Genomic DNA, 17,585 nt, shown 5'->3' with positions numbered 1-17,585 from the left:
CAAGAGACAAGTGACAAGAGGCAAGAGGGAGGCCGGTTTGTCCTTCGCACTTCCCAATTCGCCCTTCCCACTTCAAAGTGGTTTCACCCTGATCGAAATGATCATGGTCATCGTGCTGCTGGGTGCGCTGGTGGCCGTGTCTTCGGTGTTCATCGTGCAGCCGTTTCGCGCCTTCGACGACATGAAGCGGCGGGCCGAACTGGTGGAGGCGGCCGATTCGGCGCTGATGCTCATGACCCGAGAATTGCGTGCGGCGCTGCCGAACAGTGTGCGTGTCCAGAGCGCCGGCGGGCGAACGGTTCTGGAGTTCATTCCCACTCTGTCGGGGGGACGTTACCGCGCGACCCTGGCTGGGGATGGCAGCGGCGATATCCTGGATTTCGGCAGCACGGACACCGGCTTCGACGTGATGGGTCCGCTGCCCTCGGCACCCGGACCGGGAAGCGCCGTGGTGATCTACAACCTGACGGCTGTGGGCGGGCAGGGCAACGCCTATGCAAGCGACAACCGGGCGCCGGTGGATGCAGCGGGCAGCAGCAGCACCTATATCGCCCTGGCAGCGGCACACCGGTTTCCATTCGCGTCTCCTGCCCAGCGTTTTCAGCTGGTGTCTTCGCCCGTGAGTTATGTCTGTGATCCCGTCGCTGGCGTGTTGACCCGCCACCAGGGATACGGCTTTCAGAGCAGCCAGCCGGTGTCCAGCACCGAGCTGGGTGCCGGGGATACGGCAGCGCGGTTTGTCGCGGGATGTGATATTCGCTTCGACCCCGGCGCGGGTACGCGCAACGGTTTGGTGTCGATACGGCTGAGCCTCAGCGAGGCAGGGGAGACGGTCTCCCTGTTGCAACAGGTACACGTGCTGAACACACCATGAGAGACAGACATCATCAACAGGGCTTCGCGCTGATCTCGGCGGTGCTGCTGATCACCGGTATCCTCGCGGTGGCGACCGTCTCAGCCCTGTTGCTCTCCGGGCGCAGTGTCACCACCGCCCAGGGCTTGGAGGCCCTGCGGGCTCACTATGCGGCTCGCAGTGGTGCAGATGCGGCTGTCGCCCAGGCGATTGCCGGTGGATGTGGAACGGTAAGTGGCTCCGTGACTGTTGAGGGATTCACTGTGACCATAGACTGTCAGAACTGGATTGTGGATGAAGCCGGCAGCGATTACCCGGTGTACCGCATTACCGCGTCGGCTGCCAGAGGCAGCATCGAGTCGGGCACACTGGTGAGCCGTACCATTCGTATCAGCGTGGTGGATCAGTCGTGAACCTGGGTAGACATTCGGTGGGTGTTGCGGCGTTCAACACGCTGGTTCGGCTTGCCGGTCTACTACTGCTGTGTCTCATCGCGACAGCGTCGCGGGCCGAGATCACGCTGGAAGGAATCAGTACGACGGGCGATTCGAGCCCTGCCACTTCCCTGAGCCTCTCCGTGCCGGCTGGCGCAGTCGAGGGCGATGTCATGATCGCGCAAGTGGCTGTGCGCCACACGTCGCCGGTAACCGCGCCCGCCGGTTGGACACTGGTGCGTACTGATTCAAGGACAAGCGGACCAAACCTCACGCAACGCCTCTATGTGCGCGTTGCGGGCCCGACGGAACCGCCTTCCTATACATGGACGTTTGCCAGTACACGGGCGGCCGGCGGAATCGCGCTCTTCAGGGGCGTCGATCCGCACAATCCGGTCAGTGTCCATGCCGGGCAGGGCGGGTCCGGCACAACACTGACCGCGCCATCGGTGCTGGTCAGCATTGACGGCAGTCGCCTGCTCACCAGCTTCGCTTCGGCCAATGGCAACACCGCACTGGGTCTGCCGTCGGGCATGGGTCAGGTGTTCAACCACGAAACAGGTGCCGGCCCCAATGGCGCGGCCATCCGGATGGCCGGTGAGATACGCAGCCCGGGGAACACGGGCGTGCGCCAGGCCAGCGGTCCGAACACGAACTGGATTGCACAGGCGCTGGTACTGCGCCCGCTCAACCTGGGCCTTGCGGCTCACTGGCGCATGGAGGAGCCGGTCTGGAGCGGAGCGGCTGGCGAGGTTCAAGACTCCAGTGGCAACGGACGCCACGGCACGGCTATCGGCAGCGCGCAAACTGCGATCTCAACACCGGCCATTCCCGGCGATCCGGGTACCTGCCGTTACGGTGTTTTCGACGGCAGCTCTGCCTATGTGGAGGTGCCCGGCCACCCGAACCTCACCGGCACCAGCGCACTGACCTACACCGCCTGGATCCGCCCAAACACCTGGTCCGGGACCATTCGCCAGGTGATGGCCAAGTCCGTCCATGGCGGTGGCGCGGGACGTGCGCAGATGGGCATCTTTTCCGAGGACGGTGTGCTCAAGGGTCGCGCCATGACGGTGGGCGGACACAGCACGAGCGGCTGGGAAGTCAGCACCGCGCTGCCGGCCACGGGACAATGGACTCATGTGGCACTGGTGTTCGCGCCAACCTCACTCACCCTGTATGTGAACGGGGCCTCGGCAGCGACGCTGGTATTTCCAGTCGACAGCCTGATCACCAATGGCGATCCGCTGCGCATCGGCAATGACGTGGGCCGTAGCTATGAGTTTTCCGGTCTGATCGATGAGGTGCGCGTTTACCGGGGCTCGCTCACCACCGACGATGTTCTCTCCGTGATGAACGCAACACATCCCTGTGAGACGGCCAGCCCCCATCACATCCGGTTGCTGCACGACGGTCAGGGTCTGACCTGTATGCCGGAGTCAGTGGTGGTTCAGGCATGCGCCGATGCTGAGTGCACGAGCCTGTTCGCGGACCCGGTGGTTGTCACGCTCTTGACGGCCCCGGCCGGAGGCGTGTGGAGTCCCAATCCGGTTACCGTCAACGGCAGTGCAAGCGTTGCTCTGCGTTACACCACGCCGGGCACGGTCAACTTGCAGGTGGCGGCGGTGGATCCACCCGTGCAGAGCGCGCTCCGTTGCTTCAGCGGGGGTGTAGAGACCTGTGACATGGTGTTCTCCCTGTCCGGGTTCGAGTTCGACTTCACGGCCGCAGAACCCATGCTCGCCGGGCGTGTGGCGCAGCCTGTAACCATCAGTGCGCTAAGCGCCGATCCCGCCGGCCCGGGCACGTGCGCCCCGGCCTTCTCAGGTGCGCGTGATGTAGGCATGTGGTTCGACTATGCGGATCCGGGCACCGGCACCCTGGCACTGTCGGTGGATGGTGTGACCCTGGGTTCTGCAGACCCCGGAACGGCGGTGTCCCTGGTCTTCGACGATAATGCTCAGGCACAGCTTGCGCTGCTTTATCAGGATGCCGGCCTGCTCACGCTGCATGCGCGGTTCGACGGACAGGAGGAAGAAGCCGGCCTGGTGATGACCGGCAGTGGCCAGTTCGTGGTCCGTCCGGCAGGCCTGTGTGTGGACACGCCTGCCGCGAACGCCGATTGTGATCCGGCATCACCGTCCTGCAGTGTCTTCCGTCGTGCGGGTGAGCAGTTTCCGCTGCGTGTCTCGGCAGTTGCATGGCGGGACGACGATGGCGGTGATCTGTGCATGAACCGGGCGGCACGAGTGACACCCAATTTCCGGCTGAACAACATCCCGCTCACTTCGGAGCCGCTGGCCCCGCTGCCGGGCGTGGGTGGCGTGCTTGCTGTGGGCAGTGTCAGTCTGACCGCGGCCGATGCAGGTGTGGCCGAGATCCCGGACCAGGAGATCTCGGAGGTGGGTGTGTTTCGCGTCAGCGCATCGCCGTTGCCGGGAACCTACCACGGGGTAGATGTGAATGGGGGCCTGAGCGACAACCTGGGGCGCTTCACGCCCTATGATTTCCAGGTTGTTCTGGACAACAGTCCCGAATTCGAGGCCGCCTGCGGCGGAGGTTTCACCTACATGTCGCAGTGGTTTGGTTATGCCACCGCACCGGAGATACGTATCACGGCGCGTAATCGCCATGGTGTGACCACCCGCAACTACGACGGTGCCTGGTGGCGCCTGACGGATATCGCGCCGGACTACGCCCATGCCGGTCAGCCCGAACCGCTACCGGTGGGGGTGAGCTTTGTGATCGATGCCAGTCATGACGCCATCGATTGTGCATCGGGCGGCTGCCAGGGCGAGGTGGTGGTGGGCTTCGCGGGTGAGTTCACCTACGAACGAAACGGTACGCCGGTGGATCCGGTCAACGGTCAGGTGCAAATATCGTTCACTGTGGAGGATGGGGACGGAGTGGTGTATGGGGACAACCCGTTCCGATTCGACGTGGACTTCCCGGCCGACGAGGACGAACAGCGCTGGGGACGACTGGAGATGGGCAACGCCCATGGGCCGGAGCTGTTGCCCCTGACCGTGCCCATGTATACGAGTTATTTCCGAGACGGCGGGTTTCGCATCAATCTGGATGACAGCTGCACGGCGCTGGATGCCGGTCACCTCAATCCGGACATCCAGCTTTCCGGCGGCACCAGCACCGCCACGGTACTCAGCAGCCCTGCCGTGGCGGGGCGGCTGGACGTGAACCTGACAGCGCCGGGTGCCGGAAATACCGGTTACGTGGACCTGCGGCCGGATCTATCGGTAAGCAGCGGCGCCGACTTGCCCTGGCTGCAGTTCGACTGGGATGGCGACGGCAACCAGCGCGGCCCCGAGGGGCGTGCCACCTTCGGTGTGTTCGGTGGCAACGAACGGCAGATCTACATCCGCGAGCTGCCTTGAAACGTGGGGAGAGTGCAGGTAGGTCGGCCTTCAGGCCGACGCCGCTGCCCACCGAAGCCTTCGCTGTCGGCCTGAAGGCCGACCTACGGTAATGGCTTTGAATTCGGGCCCACGACACTCCCGACTGAGGCCTGACGCCTCATCCCTCACCCTGAGCGTGCAGAGATTCAGGGTTTCTCTGCGGCGGGCATGGCCCGCCCTATGAATCCTCGTCCTTGCCTTCTTCCATACCCAGTTCGTTGATCTTGCGCGTCAGGGTGTTGCGGCCCCAGCCCAGCAGCTTGGCGGCGTCCTGGCGACGGCCGCCGGTGCGCTTCAGGGCGGCGCGGATCATGATGCGCTCGAACGCGGGCATGGCCTGTTCCAGCAGGGCGTGTTCGCCACGGGCGAGGGCCTGGTCGGCCCACTGGGCCAGGGCCTGTTCCCAGCCCACGGCGGTGGTGGTCTCGGGCTGGTCGCGAAACTCCGGCGGCAGGTCGTCCAGGTGCACCTCGCGACCGGAGGCCATGACCGTGAGCCAACGGCAGGTGTTCTCCAGCTGGCGCACGTTGCCGGGCCAGTCAAGACTCGAGAGGTAATCGCGCACCTCGGGCAGCAGCACCTTGCGCTCCACGTTCAGTTCCTTGGCCGCCTGGCCCAGGAAATAGTTGAGCAGCAGCGGGATGTCCTCGCGGCGTTCGCGCAGGGAGGGCACGTGGATGCGGATCACGTTGAGGCGGTGGAACAGGTCCTCGCGGAACAGGCCCTCGCGCACCCGCTGTTCCAGGTTCTGGTGGGTGGCGGCGATGATGCGCACGTCCACCCGGATGGGGGTATGGCCGCCCACCCGGTAGAACTCGCCGTCGGCCAGTACGCGCAGCAGGCGGGTCTGCAGCTCCGCGGGCATGTCGCCGATCTCGTCCAGGAACAGGGTGCCGCTGTCGGCCTGCTCGAAGCGGCCGCGGCGCGATGCCTGGGCGCCGGTGAAGGCGCCCTTTTCGTGGCCGAAGAGTTCCGATTCCAGCAGGTCCTTGGGGATGGCGGCGGTGTTCAGGGCGATGAAGGGCATGTTCGCCCGCGGGCTGTGTCGGTGCAGGGCCCGTGCCACCAGTTCCTTGCCGGTACCGGATTCGCCATTGATCAGCACGGTGATGTTGGAGCGTGACAGCCGGCCGATGGCGCGGAACACCTCCTGCATGGCCGGCGCCTCGCCGATGATCTCGGTGCCATGGTCGCTTTGTCCGGCCTCCGGCTGGGCCCGCTCCCGGTGCAGCTGGCAGGCCCGGTGCACCAGGGCCACGGCGTCGTCCACGTCGAAGGGCTTGGGCAGGTACTCGAAGGCGCCCCCCTGGTAGGCGGAGACGGCGCTCTCCAGGTCCGAGTGGGCGGTCATGATGATCACCGGAAGCTGCGGGTGATCCCGGTGCAGGCGGTCGAGCAGTTCCAGGCCGTCCATGCCGGGCATGCGGATGTCGGTCACCACCGCGTCGGGGGTGTCCTTCTCCAGGGCATCGAGGGCGGCACCGGCGGTCTCGAAGGAGGTGACCTCGATGCCCGCCTTGTCCAGGGCCCGTTCCAGGACCCAGCGAATGGATCGGTCGTCGTCGATGACCCAGACGTGTTCGTGATTATTCATCCGTGGTCTCCAGCGGAATCAATAGCGAAAAGACGGTCTTGCCCGGCTGTGAGCTGCATTCGATCAGCCCGCCGTGCTGGTTGATGAGGGATTGGGCGATGGACAGGCCGAGGCCGGTGCCGCCGTCGCGGCCGGACACCATGGGGTAGAAGATGCGCTCGCGCATCTCCTCGGGGATGCCCGGGCCGTTGTCGATGATCTGGATGCGGGCCACCAGCTTGTGGCGCACCTGGCCCACGGTGTACTGGCGCAGCACCCGGGTGCGCAGCACGATGCGCCCGGACTCGCCCACCGCCTGCAGGGCGTTGCGGGCGATGTTGAGCACCGCCTGGATGAGCAGGTCGCGGTCGGCGAGGAGCTCGGGGATACTCGGGTCGTAGTCGGAGTCGATGTGCACGCCTTCCGGGGCCTCCACCGAGAGCAGGCTGCGTACGTGTTCCAGCACCTCGTGGACGTTGAGCAGCTTCTTGCGGGGGATGTTGTTGGGGCCGAGCATGCGGTCCACCAGGGCCTGCAACCGATCCGCCTCGCCGATGATGATGCGCGTGTACTCGTGCAGCCCCTTGTCCGGCAGTTCCCGCTCCAGCAGCTGGGCAGCCCCGCGCAGGCCGCCCAGCGGGTTCTTGATCTCGTGGGCCAGGCCGCGTACCAGGGCGCGGGTGGCGGCGTGCTGGCTGAGCAGGCTCTCCTCCCGGGAGATGCGCAGCTGGCGGTCGATCTGCACCAGTTCCACCAGCAGCTGGCGGGGCTGGTGGGTCTCGGTGAGCGGCGTGACGGTCATGTCCACGGTGGCCTGGTGGCCGTGCACCGGGTGCAGCACGTGCTCGCGCTCGGTGAACGGGTGCCCGGTGCGCAGGGAATGCTCCAGGCTGGTGCGCAGCTGGGTGTCCTCGCGCACCAGGGCATCCATGGGCTGGCCCCGCACCCTGCCCAGGCTGATCTCGAACAGCATTTCCGCCGCCGGGTTCATGTAGCTGAGATGCAGTTGGGCATCCAGGACCAGCACGGCGGTGGTCAGGTTTTCCATCAGGTAGGGGTAGGGTGTCTGTGACTTGGGCATACGTATGACCACCATGCAAAAAGCAAACCAGCCTGGTGCAGAAACCGGCGATCACTGCACAGCCCTGGGGCATGGCGCGGCAGACCGGCGTTTTCAGGGGGTCCGGCCAGCAGGTGGCGGGTACGGTCAGGCGCCAGGACGGTGCCTGATCACAGGGCTGAATGCATTATTGCACCAAATCGGTGCGTGCGCCCTGGAATGTGGTTGCCGAGGTGGGGTGTCGGGCCGCTGGCCCGGCGGGGTCAGATGTGGTGGCGCAGCAGGTGGAACTGGATGCTGTCGGATTCCTGGATCACCCGCTCCTCACGGTCCAGGACCTGGACCCGGATCCGGTGGGTGCCGCGGTCGACGTTGCGCATCTCGAAGTGGGGTCGGTCGCTGGTGCCCACCGGGCTGCCGTCCATGATCAGGCGCAGGCGGTGTCCCGACTGGGTGCGCAGTTCCGGGTGGATCTCCACCGAGATGGTGAAGTTGCCGTCGTTGGCGCGTACCGGTTCGTCATCGCCGGGGCTGGCGATGCGCAGGCGCTCGTAGGGCGTGGCCGGGGTCTCGTCACGGGTCTCGCGCCCCCGTTCCAGGATCTCCCGGGCCTGGGGCATGGCTGGGGTGGTCATGGGCTGACGCAGCTGGATGCGTTCCGCCTGGACCCCTTCGGGCGGGTTGTCGCCGAACACCACGTTGCCCTCGGCATCGGTCCAGCGGTAGACGTCGGCATGAGCGGAAGCCGTGAGGGCGAGGAGCAGCAGGGGTATGAATGTGAGGCGCATGGTTAGAGCCTAGCGTGTGGTGGACCAGATACAAGATACAAGAGGCAAGAGACAAGAGGAACAATGCCTTTACTTGCCTCTTGCCTTTGCCCCAAAAAAAGAAGGCCCCGCAATGCGGGGCCTTCTTTTTTGGGGCCTGCAGCCTTTTTAGAGGCTGTAGTACAGATCGTACTCCACCGGGTGGGTGGTCATGCGCAGGCGGGTCACTTCTTCCATCTTCAGGGCGATGTAGGCATCGATCATGTCGTCGCTGAACACGCCGCCGGCCTTGAGGAAGTCGCGGTCCTTGTCCAGGGCGTTGAGGGCCTGATCCAGGGCGTGGCACACCTGCGGGATCTGCTTCTCCTCTTCGGGGGGCAGATCGTACAGGTTCTTGTCCATGGCCTCGCCGGGGTGGATCTTGTTCTGGATGCCGTCCAGGCCAGCCATCATCATGGCCGAGAAGGCCAGGTAGGGGTTGGCGGTGGAATCCGGGAAGCGCACCTCGATTCGGCGGGCCTTGGGGCTCATCACGAACGGGATGCGGATGGAGGCGGAACGGTTGCGGGCGGAGTAGGCCAGCATCACCGGGGCCTCGAAACCGGGCACCAGACGCTTGTAGCTGTTGGTGGAGGCGTTGGTGAAGGCGTTCAGCGCGCGGGCGTGCTTGATGATGCCGCCGATGTAGTACAGGGCGGTCTCGGACAGGCCGCCGTACTGGTCACCGCTGAACAGGTTCACGCCGCCCTTGGACAGGGACATGTGCACGTGCATGCCGCTGCCGTTGTCGCCCACCAGGGGCTTGGGCATGAAGGTGGCGGTCTTGCCATAGTTGTGGGCCACGTTCTGCACCACGTACTTGAGGATCTGCACCTCGTCGGCCTTGCGGGTCAGGCTGGCGGCGCCGACGCCGATCTCGCACTGGCCGGCGGTGGCCACCTCGTGGTGGTGCACCTCGGTGGTCAGACCCATCTCTTCCAAGGCCAGGCACATGGCGGAACGCAGATCCTGCAGGCTGTCCACCGGGGGCACGGGGAAGTAGCCACCCTTGACGGTGGGACGGTGACCGATGTTGCCGCCCTCGAACACCTTCTCGGAGTTCCAGGAGGCCTCGTCGGAGTCCACGCGGAAGAAGGAGCCGGAGATCTCGTTGCCCCACTTCACGTCGTCGAACACGAAGAACTCGTTCTCGGGGCCGAACAGGGCGCCGTCGGCGATGCCGGTGCTGGCCAGGTAGGCCTCTGCGCGCTGGGCCAGGGAACGGGGGCAGCGGTCATAGCCCTGCATGGTGGCGGGTTCGATGACGCCGCAGCGGATGATCAGGGTGGGCTCGTCGAAGAAGGGGTCCATGACGGCGCTGGCGGCGTCGGGCATGAGGATCATGTCGGACTCGTTGATGCCCTTCCAGCCGGCGATGGAGGAGCCGTCGAACATCTTGCCGCTCTCGAAGACGTCCTCTTCAATGGTGTGGGAAGGCACGGAAACGTGCTGCTCCTTGCCGCGAGTATCGGTGAAACGGAAGTCGACGAACTTGACGCCGTTTTCCTTGATCATCTTCATCACATCTGCTGGGGACATGCCTGCTCCTCCGGGGAGTAAGTAAACGTGGTCAAAAATGGTTGTTACCGGTGCGTCAGGTGCTTCATCGGTGCCCTGGCGAACCGTCTGCCCTGTTATGAAGCATGATCCATGCCATCCGCCCAATGGCGGCGCAACAAGGGCTGCAGGGGGGTCAGGGATCGATGCGGAAACAAAACCGCACCATCATGGTGCGCAATGTCGGGGAATCGTTCCATTATAGTGCATTAGGCTGGGCGGCGGTCTATCGCGGCCCATTGCCCCGGAAATAGACCACCACTTCGCCCACTTCCGCAAGCTGCTTGCTGGCCTCTCGCAGGCGGGCGGACAGGTTTGAGGCAGCCTCGACGTCCGGCGCCACACTTTGGGGCAGATACAACTCCAGGTGCACCTGGCCGCCCAGATAATGTAGCACCACATTCTCCAGTTGGCGGGTTTCGGAGATCTCCGCCCACTGCCCCTGGAGCCGGGACAGCAGGTGAGTGCGCGTGGGCAGGTCCAGGGCTGGCGGGTTGTGCTCGTCGTCCTCGGGGTCGATGTGCACGGTCACGTCGGTGACCTCCTCGAAGGCATCGGTCACCGCCAGGCGCACGCGCTCGCTGATCTGGTGACCCTCGGAGATGCTCACCCGGGAAGGCACCTGGATGTGAACGTCGGCCAGTGCCGTGCCGGCCATGCGCCGGGTGCGCAGCATGTGCAGGTTCTTCACCCCTTCCACCGCGAGGATGGTCTGACGGATGTGCTCGACCCGCTCCTCGGCCAGGCCCGTATCGATCAGCTCTCGGGCGCTGTCCCAGATCAGTTTCCCGCCCATGTGGGCGATGAGCGCCGCCACCAGCACCGCGGCCACGGCATCCAGGTAGGGCAGGCCGGCCAGGGTGCCGCCCACGCCCACCAGCACCACGATGGAGGAAACCACGTCTGAGCGGTGATGCCAGGCGTTGGCCTTGAGCAGGTTGGAGCGGATGCGCCGGGCGACCCGGATGGTGTACTGGTAGAGCCCCTCCTTGAACACGATGGCCAGCACCGCGAAGCCCAGGGCCAGGGGTTCGGGACTGAGCAGGCGTTCCGGTTCGAACAGGCGCTGCCCGGCATCGACCCCGATGCCGATCCCCACGCCCAACAGCAGCAGGCCCACCACCACGGTGGCCAGGGTCTCGATGCGTGCGTGTCCGTAGGGGTGTTCACTGTCCGGCGCCACGTTGGCCTGGCGCCCGGCCAACAGCACCACGCCGTCGCTCATCAGGTCCGAGAGGGTGTGCATGCCGTCGGCAATAAGGGCCTGGGACTGGGTGAACACACCGCCGACGATCTGTGCCGCCGAGAGCATGAGATTGATGAACGCCGCAGTCAGCGTCACCCGGCGCATGGTGCGCTCGCGGGATTTGCCGGGCAGGAGTTCGGAGGTGTCGTTCATCCATCAAAGTGTGATGGATGGAAGTGGCAAGTGGCTAGTGGCAAGGCGTCTGCAGGAGGCCCGACCCCGGGCCGAACCACCCCATTCGGCCCGGGGTCGGGCCTCCTACATGAGTGTCTCGGGGCCGCGCAGGGGGGTGGCGTCGGTGATGCCTTCCAGCACCTGGCGGGCCTGGCGGCTGCCATGGTCCTGCCACAACTCCAGGGCCTCCAGGGCGGAAAGGCCCGGGGCGCCGCCCAGTTCGCGCATGGCGCGCAGTACATCGGACAGGCCCAGGAAGCCATGGGCCAGGGCGCCGAACAGGTCGCTCAGGGAGCCGCCCGGCTGACGGTCGGCCACCTGCTGGTAGGCGGAGCGGCCGATGTCCACGAAGTAACCCACGCTCACCCGACGGCGCCGGGCCCGCTGGCTGAACAGCCCGGAGAACAGCAGGCAGTGATCGCCCACGTCCCGCAGGGCCACTGCCTGGGCCCGGGGCGCGGCACGCAGTCCGCGCAGGTAGTCCAGGGCCATGATGCGGTGTCCGGTCTCGGGGTTTTCGGTGAAGCGGATCATGAGCAGCACCAGGTAGCTCTCCAGGGTCTCGTCCAGTTCCTGGTGTACCTGACCGGCGGCCTCCTGCACGAGGCGCTGCCACTGGGCGGCGGGGGTGGGCTCCATGATGAGTTCGGGCATGTGATCCTCCCGTTGCGGTGATGCAAAAGAAGTCCTCACTGATTACTTAGCATCAAGCGGGCCAGGTTCAACGCCCGGGCAGACGGCTGGTCTGTGAGACGGCCCGGACGGTATACTCCAGCCCTTTGCGCAACCACGCCAGCCGGTTTTCCCCATGTCCCGACAGCGATCCCCGAAGCACCACGGCCTGAGCTTCCAGGAGCTCATCCTGACCCTGCAGCAATACTGGGCGGAGCGCGGCTGCGTGGTCCTGCAGCCCTATGACATGGAGATGGGCGCAGGCACCTTCCATTCCGCCACCTTCCTGCGTGCCATCGGCCCGGAGCCCTGGCGGGCCGCCTATGTGCAGCCCTCGCGCCGGCCCACCGACGGGCGCTACGGCGAGAACCCCAACCGCCTGCAGCACTACTACCAGTTCCAGGTGATCCTCAAGCCCTCGCCCGCCGAGATCCAGGAACTGTACCTGGGCTCGCTCAAGGCCATCGGCATCGACCCCCTGGTGCACGACATCCGCTTCGTGGAGGACAACTGGGAATCCCCCACGCTGGGCGCCTGGGGCCTGGGCTGGGAGGTGTGGCTCAACGGCATGGAGGTCACCCAGTTCACCTACTTCCAGCAGGTGGGCGGGCTCGACTGCCGGCCGGTGTCCGGCGAGATCACCTACGGGCTGGAGCGTCTGGCCATGTACCTGCAGGGCGTGGAGAGCGTCTACGACCTGACCTGGACCGAGGGCCCCCAGGGCCGGGTGAGCTACGGCGACGTCTACCACCAGAACGAGGTGGAGCAGTCCGCCTACAACTTCGAACACGCCAACGTGGAGGCCCTGTTCGCCTGGTTCGAGACCTGCGAGGGTGAGAGCAAGCGCCTCATCGAGGCCGGCCTGCCGTTGCCCGCCTACGAGCAGATGCTCAAGGCCTCCCACACCTTCAACCTCCTGGACGCCCGCCGCGCCATCTCCGTGACCGAACGCCAGGGCTACATCCTGCGCGTGCGCGAACTGGCCCGCGCCGTGGCCGAGGCCTATTACAACGCCCGCGAGGCCCTCGGTTTCCCGATGCTGGGCGCCAAGGGTTGAGAACCTTTGCAGCAGAGGCGCGGAGGCGCGGAGGAAAACCAATTTGACAGGATTAACATGATGAACATGATTTTTGATTCACGGCTTCGGTGCCTGCAGTTCTAATCCTGTCAATCATGTAAATCCTGTCCGATCCTTTCGTCATCTCTGCGTCTCCGCGCCTCTGCGGCGGCAGTTAACGACAACAGCACAAACCAGACACCAGGCCCATGACCCAGACACACGACCTCCTGATCGAAATCGGCACCGAAGAGCTGCCGCCCAAGGCGCTCAAGGGCCTGCGGGATGCCTTTGCCGAATCCGTGGCGGCGGGTCTTGCGGAGGCGGGGATCGGGGCCTCGAAGGTGCAGGCCTTTGCCGCGCCGCGGCGCCTGGCGCTGCTGTGCCGGGACGTGGCCGCGCGCCAGCCGGATCAGTCCATGGAACGCCGGGGGCCGGCGCTCGCCGCCGCCTTTGACGACAACGGCAATCCCACCAAGGCCGCCCAGGGTTTCGCCGCCTCCTGCGGCGTGAAACCGGAGGACCTGGAGCGCCTGGAGACCGACAAGGGCGCCTGGCTGGTGCATCGCCACGTGGAGCCGGGCAAGGCAGCGGCGGCGCTGATCCCGTCGATCGTTGAGCGTGCCCTGGCCGCCCTGCCCATCCCCAAGCGCATGCGCTGGGGGGATTCCGACGCCGAGTTCGTGCGCCCGGTGCACTGGGTGGTGCTGCTGCTGGGCGATGCCGTGGTGGAGGCCGAGATCCTGGGCGTGAAGGCCGGCCGCGAGACCCGCGGTCATCGCTTCCATCACCCGGACACCCTGTTCATCGCCGAGCCGGCCGCCTATGCCCCCCTGCTCCAGACCGAGGGCCGGGTGATGGCCGATTTCGAGGCGCGCCGGGAGGCCATCCTGGGCCAGGTGGAAGACGCCGCTCAGAAACTCGGCGGCCGCGCGCTCATCGAGCCGGACCTGCTGGACGAGGTCACGGCCCTGGTGGAGTGGCCCAGCGCCATCGCCGGTCATTTCGAGACCCGCTTCCTGGATGTGCCCCAGGAGGCGCTCATCACCACCATGCAGGACAACCAGAAATACTTCCCGGTGGTGGACCAGGTGGGGCGCCTCATGCCCCACTTCATCACCGTGAGCAACATCGAGTCCCGGGAGCCGGAGCGGGTGCGCGAGGGCAACGAGCGGGTCATCCGGCCGCGCTTCTCCGACGCCGAGTTCTTCTGGAACCAGGACCGCAAGAAGCCCCTGGACAGTCACCTGGAGGCCCTCAAGCACGTGGTCTTCCAGCGCAAGCTGGGCACCCTGTTTGAAAAGACCGAACGGGTGGCGGCGCTCACGAAGCACCTGGCCGGTCTGCTCAACGTGGATCATGGCGAGGCCCTGCGCGCCGCCATGCTCTCCAAGTGCGACCTGCAGACCCACATGGTGTTCGAGTTCACCGAGTTGCAGGGCACCATGGGCCGCTACTACGCCGAGCACGGCGGCGAACCGGCTGACGTGGCCCAGGCCCTGGAAGAGCAGTACTGGCCCCGGCACGCGGGCGACAACCTCCCCGAGACCGGGGTGGGCAAGGCCCTGGCCCTGGCGGACCGGCTCGACACCCTGGTGGGCATCTTCGCCATCGGTCAGAAGCCCACCGGCGCCAAGGACCCCTACGGCCTGCGCCGTGCCGCCCTGGGCGTACTGCGCATCCTCATCGAGCGCGAGCTGGACCTGGACCTGCTGGCCCTGATCCGCGCTGCCGCCGAGGGTTACCAGGGCACGGACGTGAATGCCGCCGGTGCCGTGGCGTCCGTGTTCGACTACATGATGGAACGCCTGCGCGCCTACTACACGGACCGCGGTATCGGCGTGGACGTGTTCGAGGCGGTGCTTGCCTGCCGCCCGCTGCGCCCCCTGGACTTCGACCGCCGGGTGCGGGGCGTGGATCACTTCCGCAGCCTGCCCGAGGCGCAGAGCCTCGCCGCCGCCCACAAGCGCATCCACAACATCCTCAAGAAGGTCGAGGGCGCGCTGCCTGAGCAGATCGATCCCGCGCGCTTCAGCGAGGACGCGGAGCGTGCCCTGTTCGACCGCCTCGAGGCCCTGCGCGGCACGGCACTGCCCCTGTTCACCGAGGGTCGCTACACCGAGGGCCTGGCGGCGCTGGCCGCCCTGCGTGAGCCGGTGGACCGCTTCTTCGACGGCGTGATGGTGATGGCCGATGACGCCGCCGTGCGCGACAACCGCCTGGCCCTGCTCAACAGTCTGAGCGGGCTGTTCCTGGAAGTGGCGGACATGTCGCGCCTGCAGCCGGGCGGCGAGGGCTGAGCTTCGATTCAACATCTGCCGCAGAGAGCAGAGGGAAAGCAAAGAAACTCTTTGACAGGATTAACATGATTGACGGGATTAAGGATTAACCCGCTAAACCGGATTGATCCTGGTCCGCTTTAATCCTGTGAATCATGTTAATCCTGTCAAAAGAATTGTGTTTACTCCGCGACTCCGCGTCTCTGCGGCGAGGCATGTACCACCGATGAACCAGCGCAAACACTTCAAGCCGCTCCTGTACCTGCGTGCCACGCTGTTCTGGCTGGGTTTTGCGCCGTCCACCATCTTCTTCGCCCTGATCGGACCGCTGCTGCTGCCCCTGTCCTGGCACGGGCGTTACCGCATCATGTCCCAGTGGACCCGCTTCAATGTCTGGTGGCTGGGTCTGACCTGCGGGCTCAGGTACGAGGTGAAGGGGCGCGAGCACCTTGAGGGCGAGGCGGGCATCCTGCTCTGCAAGCACCAGTCCACCTGGGAGACCCTGGCCCTGCAGCGCTTCATTCCGCCCCAGGTCTGGGTGCTCAAGCGCGAACTCATGCGCATCCCCTTCTTCGGCTGGGGGCTGTGGGTGATGGAACCCATCGCCATCGACCGGGGCGCCGGGCGCAAGGCCCTGGAACAGCTGGTGGAGCAGGGCAGCAATCGCCTGGGGCGGGGCCTGTGGGTGGTGATGTTCCCGGAAGGCACCCGGGTGGCGCCGGGTACCCGGGGTCGCTACAAGCAGGGCGGCGCGGTGCTGGCGGCGCGCACCGGACACCCGGTGGTGCCCGTGGCCCACAACGCCGGCATCTACTGGCCCCGACACAGTTACATCAAGTATCCGGGTACCATCCGGGTGGAGATCGGCCCGCCCATCCAGAGCAAGGGCCGCGAGCCTGAAGACATCCTCAAGGAGGCCGAGGACTGGATCGAGTCCCGGCAACAGGAACTGGACGCCGTGGAGCGTCCGTGAGCGGTTTCGATCTCTCCACGCCGGCCGCGCGCCGCCGGGTCTATGCCCGGGCGTTGTGGGCGGACGATGGTTGGGTGCGGGAGTTCGGTCTGAACAACTTCCACCGCATCAGCGAGCGCGCCTTCCGCTCGGGCCAGCCCTCACCTCGGCATCTCAGCCTTCGTATCCCGCGCCACGGAATCCGCACCGTCATAAACCTGCGTGGCGAGGAGCCGGACAATCCCATGCTGGCCCTGGAGGCGGACGCCTGCGAGCGCCTGGGTGTGCGGCTGGAACACCTGCGTACCTATTCCCGGGATCTGCCCACCCGGGAGGTCATCCACCAGGCCCATGAACTGTTGCAGCGCATCGAGTATCCGGTGTGGTTTCACTGCAAGTCCGGCGCCGACCGGGCCGGACTGATGGCGACCCTGTACCTGCACTGGATCGAGGGCGTTCCCCTGGAGCAGACCCGGCAATTGAAGCTCTGGCCCTATTTCCATTACCGCTATGCCAAGACCGGCCTGCTGGACTACTTCTTCGAGACCTACCTGAAGGACACCGCCGAGCGGCCCATGAGTCTCCTGGAGTGGGTGGATACCCGTTACGATCCGAAGCGATTGAAGCGCGCCTTCAAGCCCGTGCCCGTGATGGATGCCCTGGTGGACAGGCTGTTAAGGCGGGAATGAGGGTGGACAGCAGGTGTGGCACGTAGGTCGGCCTTCAGGCCGACAGCGGGGCTTCGATGGGCAGAGGCGTCGGCCTGAAGGCCGACCTACGATGGGACACGGAGACCTTGAACCACACCCCTAACGCCCCTGCATCTGTGTCCTTTCTTGTCTCTTGCCACTTGGATCTTGTATCTAATCCCTGATGCTCACCGAACTCCTCAAGCTGCGTGGCCGCAGCATCTATCACGTCCTGGGCACTGCACCCGCGGTCTACTACCTCGCTGACCAGGACCTCAAGGGCGTGCTGGTCAACGCGCCGCCCTTCAGCGCCGAGCTGCTGGAGGCCCTGAACGCCATCGCGCCGCTGCGCTTCGTGTATCTGCCCAGCCGTCGCGGGGCCCGTGACCTGGAGGCCTGGCGGCAGTCGGGGGCGGAGGTGCTGGCCTACGAGGTGGAGGCCCCGGCCATCGACGGCACCGTGGACACCGCCTTCAACCACAAGACCCGCTTCTCGCGCACCATCGATTTCCTCACCATGGGGGGTGTCACCGAGGGCACCTGCGCCCTGCGCCTGCGCAACAATCCGGGGGTGGTGTTCTTCGGTCCGGCCCTGGAGCCGGGGGAGGACGGCTGGCCGACGCTGGTGTTCCACGACGACGACTTCTCCCGGGAGTCCCGCCTGTTCGGCGCACTCGGCATCCAGGACGTGAAGTTCGCTTACGCCTTCACCGACGTCTTCGACCCCGAGACCACCCGCTTCGGCCCCGATGCCGATCAGCACGTGAACGCGGGCATCGCGCGGGTACTTGAGCTTTAGAAAGGCACGTCTGCCGCAGAG

The 17,585-nt window shown here is 65.7% G+C and carries 14 protein-coding genes; 8 read left to right on the top strand and 6 right to left on the bottom strand.

What is annotated here, in order from left to right:
* Window positions 1–37 precede the first annotated feature (37 nt).
* From TGR7_RS16380 to TGR7_RS16370, 3 genes are read left to right on the top strand one after another with little or no spacing between them, the layout of a single operon-like run.
* On the top strand, window positions 38–874 hold the full coding sequence (locus tag TGR7_RS16380) for a type II secretion system protein (RefSeq protein ID WP_245523002.1): 837 nt from the start codon (window positions 38–40) through the stop codon (window positions 872–874).
* Window positions 871–1,266: a hypothetical protein gene (locus tag TGR7_RS16375; RefSeq protein WP_012639794.1), complete on the top strand. Its 396-nt coding sequence runs from the start codon at window positions 871–873 to the stop codon at window positions 1,264–1,266. The genes TGR7_RS16380 and TGR7_RS16375 overlap by 4 nt, the downstream gene beginning before the upstream one ends.
* A complete protein-coding gene (locus tag TGR7_RS16370; RefSeq protein ID WP_148211525.1) occupies window positions 1,263–4,679 on the top strand; it encodes a LamG domain-containing protein in 3,417 nt (1,138 codons plus the stop codon). The genes TGR7_RS16375 and TGR7_RS16370 overlap by 4 nt, the downstream gene beginning before the upstream one ends.
* A 199-nt stretch (window positions 4,680–4,878) precedes the next feature.
* Here TGR7_RS16370 and glnG read toward each other — a convergent pair whose 3' ends face one another.
* The 6 genes from glnG to TGR7_RS16340 form a co-directional block, all read right to left on the bottom strand.
* On the bottom strand, window positions 4,879–6,294 hold the full coding sequence (glnG, locus tag TGR7_RS16365; protein WP_012639792.1) for a nitrogen regulation protein NR(I): 1,416 nt from the start codon (window positions 6,292–6,294) through the stop codon (window positions 4,879–4,881).
* The gene (glnL, locus tag TGR7_RS16360) at window positions 6,287–7,354 is read right to left on the bottom strand and encodes a nitrogen regulation protein NR(II) (RefSeq protein WP_012639791.1); all 1,068 of its coding nucleotides are present in this window, start codon (window positions 7,352–7,354) and stop codon (window positions 6,287–6,289) included. The genes glnG and glnL overlap by 8 nt, the downstream gene beginning before the upstream one ends.
* 242 nt (window positions 7,355–7,596) lie before the next feature.
* Window positions 7,597–8,121, bottom strand: coding sequence for a DUF4124 domain-containing protein (locus TGR7_RS16355; RefSeq protein WP_012639790.1), 525 nt, complete (start codon window positions 8,119–8,121; stop codon window positions 7,597–7,599).
* 147 nt (window positions 8,122–8,268) lie between these two features.
* Entirely contained in the window at window positions 8,269–9,678 is a 1,410-nt protein-coding gene (glnA, locus tag TGR7_RS16350) for a glutamate--ammonia ligase (RefSeq protein WP_012639789.1), read from the bottom strand.
* 244 nt (window positions 9,679–9,922) lie between these two features.
* Window positions 9,923–11,095 (bottom strand): cation diffusion facilitator family transporter, encoded by a 1,173-nt coding sequence (locus TGR7_RS16345; protein WP_012639788.1) that lies wholly within the window; start codon window positions 11,093–11,095, stop codon window positions 9,923–9,925.
* A gap of 105 nt (window positions 11,096–11,200) precedes the next feature.
* The gene (locus TGR7_RS16340; RefSeq protein WP_012639787.1) at window positions 11,201–11,770 is read right to left on the bottom strand and encodes a hypothetical protein; all 570 of its coding nucleotides are present in this window, start codon (window positions 11,768–11,770) and stop codon (window positions 11,201–11,203) included.
* A gap of 154 nt (window positions 11,771–11,924) precedes the next feature.
* On the opposite strand from TGR7_RS16340, the gene glyQ reads away from it, so the two are divergent.
* The 5 genes from glyQ to TGR7_RS16315 all read left to right on the top strand — a co-directional run bounded on the left by glyQ (window position 11,925) and on the right by TGR7_RS16315 (window position 17,564).
* The gene (gene glyQ, locus TGR7_RS16335; protein WP_012639786.1) at window positions 11,925–12,845 is read left to right on the top strand and encodes a glycine--tRNA ligase subunit alpha; all 921 of its coding nucleotides are present in this window, start codon (window positions 11,925–11,927) and stop codon (window positions 12,843–12,845) included.
* A gap of 209 nt (window positions 12,846–13,054) precedes the next feature.
* Window positions 13,055–15,145, top strand: coding sequence for a glycine--tRNA ligase subunit beta (glyS, locus tag TGR7_RS16330; protein ID WP_012639785.1), 2,091 nt, complete (start codon window positions 13,055–13,057; stop codon window positions 15,143–15,145).
* Between the two features lie 205 nt (window positions 15,146–15,350).
* The gene (locus TGR7_RS16325) at window positions 15,351–16,097 is read left to right on the top strand and encodes a lysophospholipid acyltransferase family protein (RefSeq protein ID WP_012639784.1); all 747 of its coding nucleotides are present in this window, start codon (window positions 15,351–15,353) and stop codon (window positions 16,095–16,097) included.
* Window positions 16,094–16,765 (top strand): protein tyrosine phosphatase family protein, encoded by a 672-nt coding sequence (locus TGR7_RS16320; protein WP_012639783.1) that lies wholly within the window; start codon window positions 16,094–16,096, stop codon window positions 16,763–16,765. The genes TGR7_RS16325 and TGR7_RS16320 overlap by 4 nt, the downstream gene beginning before the upstream one ends.
* Window positions 16,766–16,949: 184 nt before the next feature.
* Complete coding sequence (locus TGR7_RS16315) at window positions 16,950–17,564, top strand: hypothetical protein (protein WP_012639782.1); 615 nt, start codon at window positions 16,950–16,952, stop codon at window positions 17,562–17,564.
* Window positions 17,565–17,585: the final 21 nt, after the last annotated feature.

Origin of the sequence: Thioalkalivibrio sulfidiphilus HL-EbGr7 (assembly GCF_000021985.1) — a bacterium.
In the GTDB taxonomy this organism is placed as follows: Bacteria; Pseudomonadota; Gammaproteobacteria; order Ectothiorhodospirales; family Ectothiorhodospiraceae; genus Thioalkalivibrio_A; species Thioalkalivibrio_A sulfidiphilus.
The sequence above is the reverse complement of the archived record's forward strand: the minus strand, read 5'-3'. Positions and strand labels throughout refer to the sequence as shown.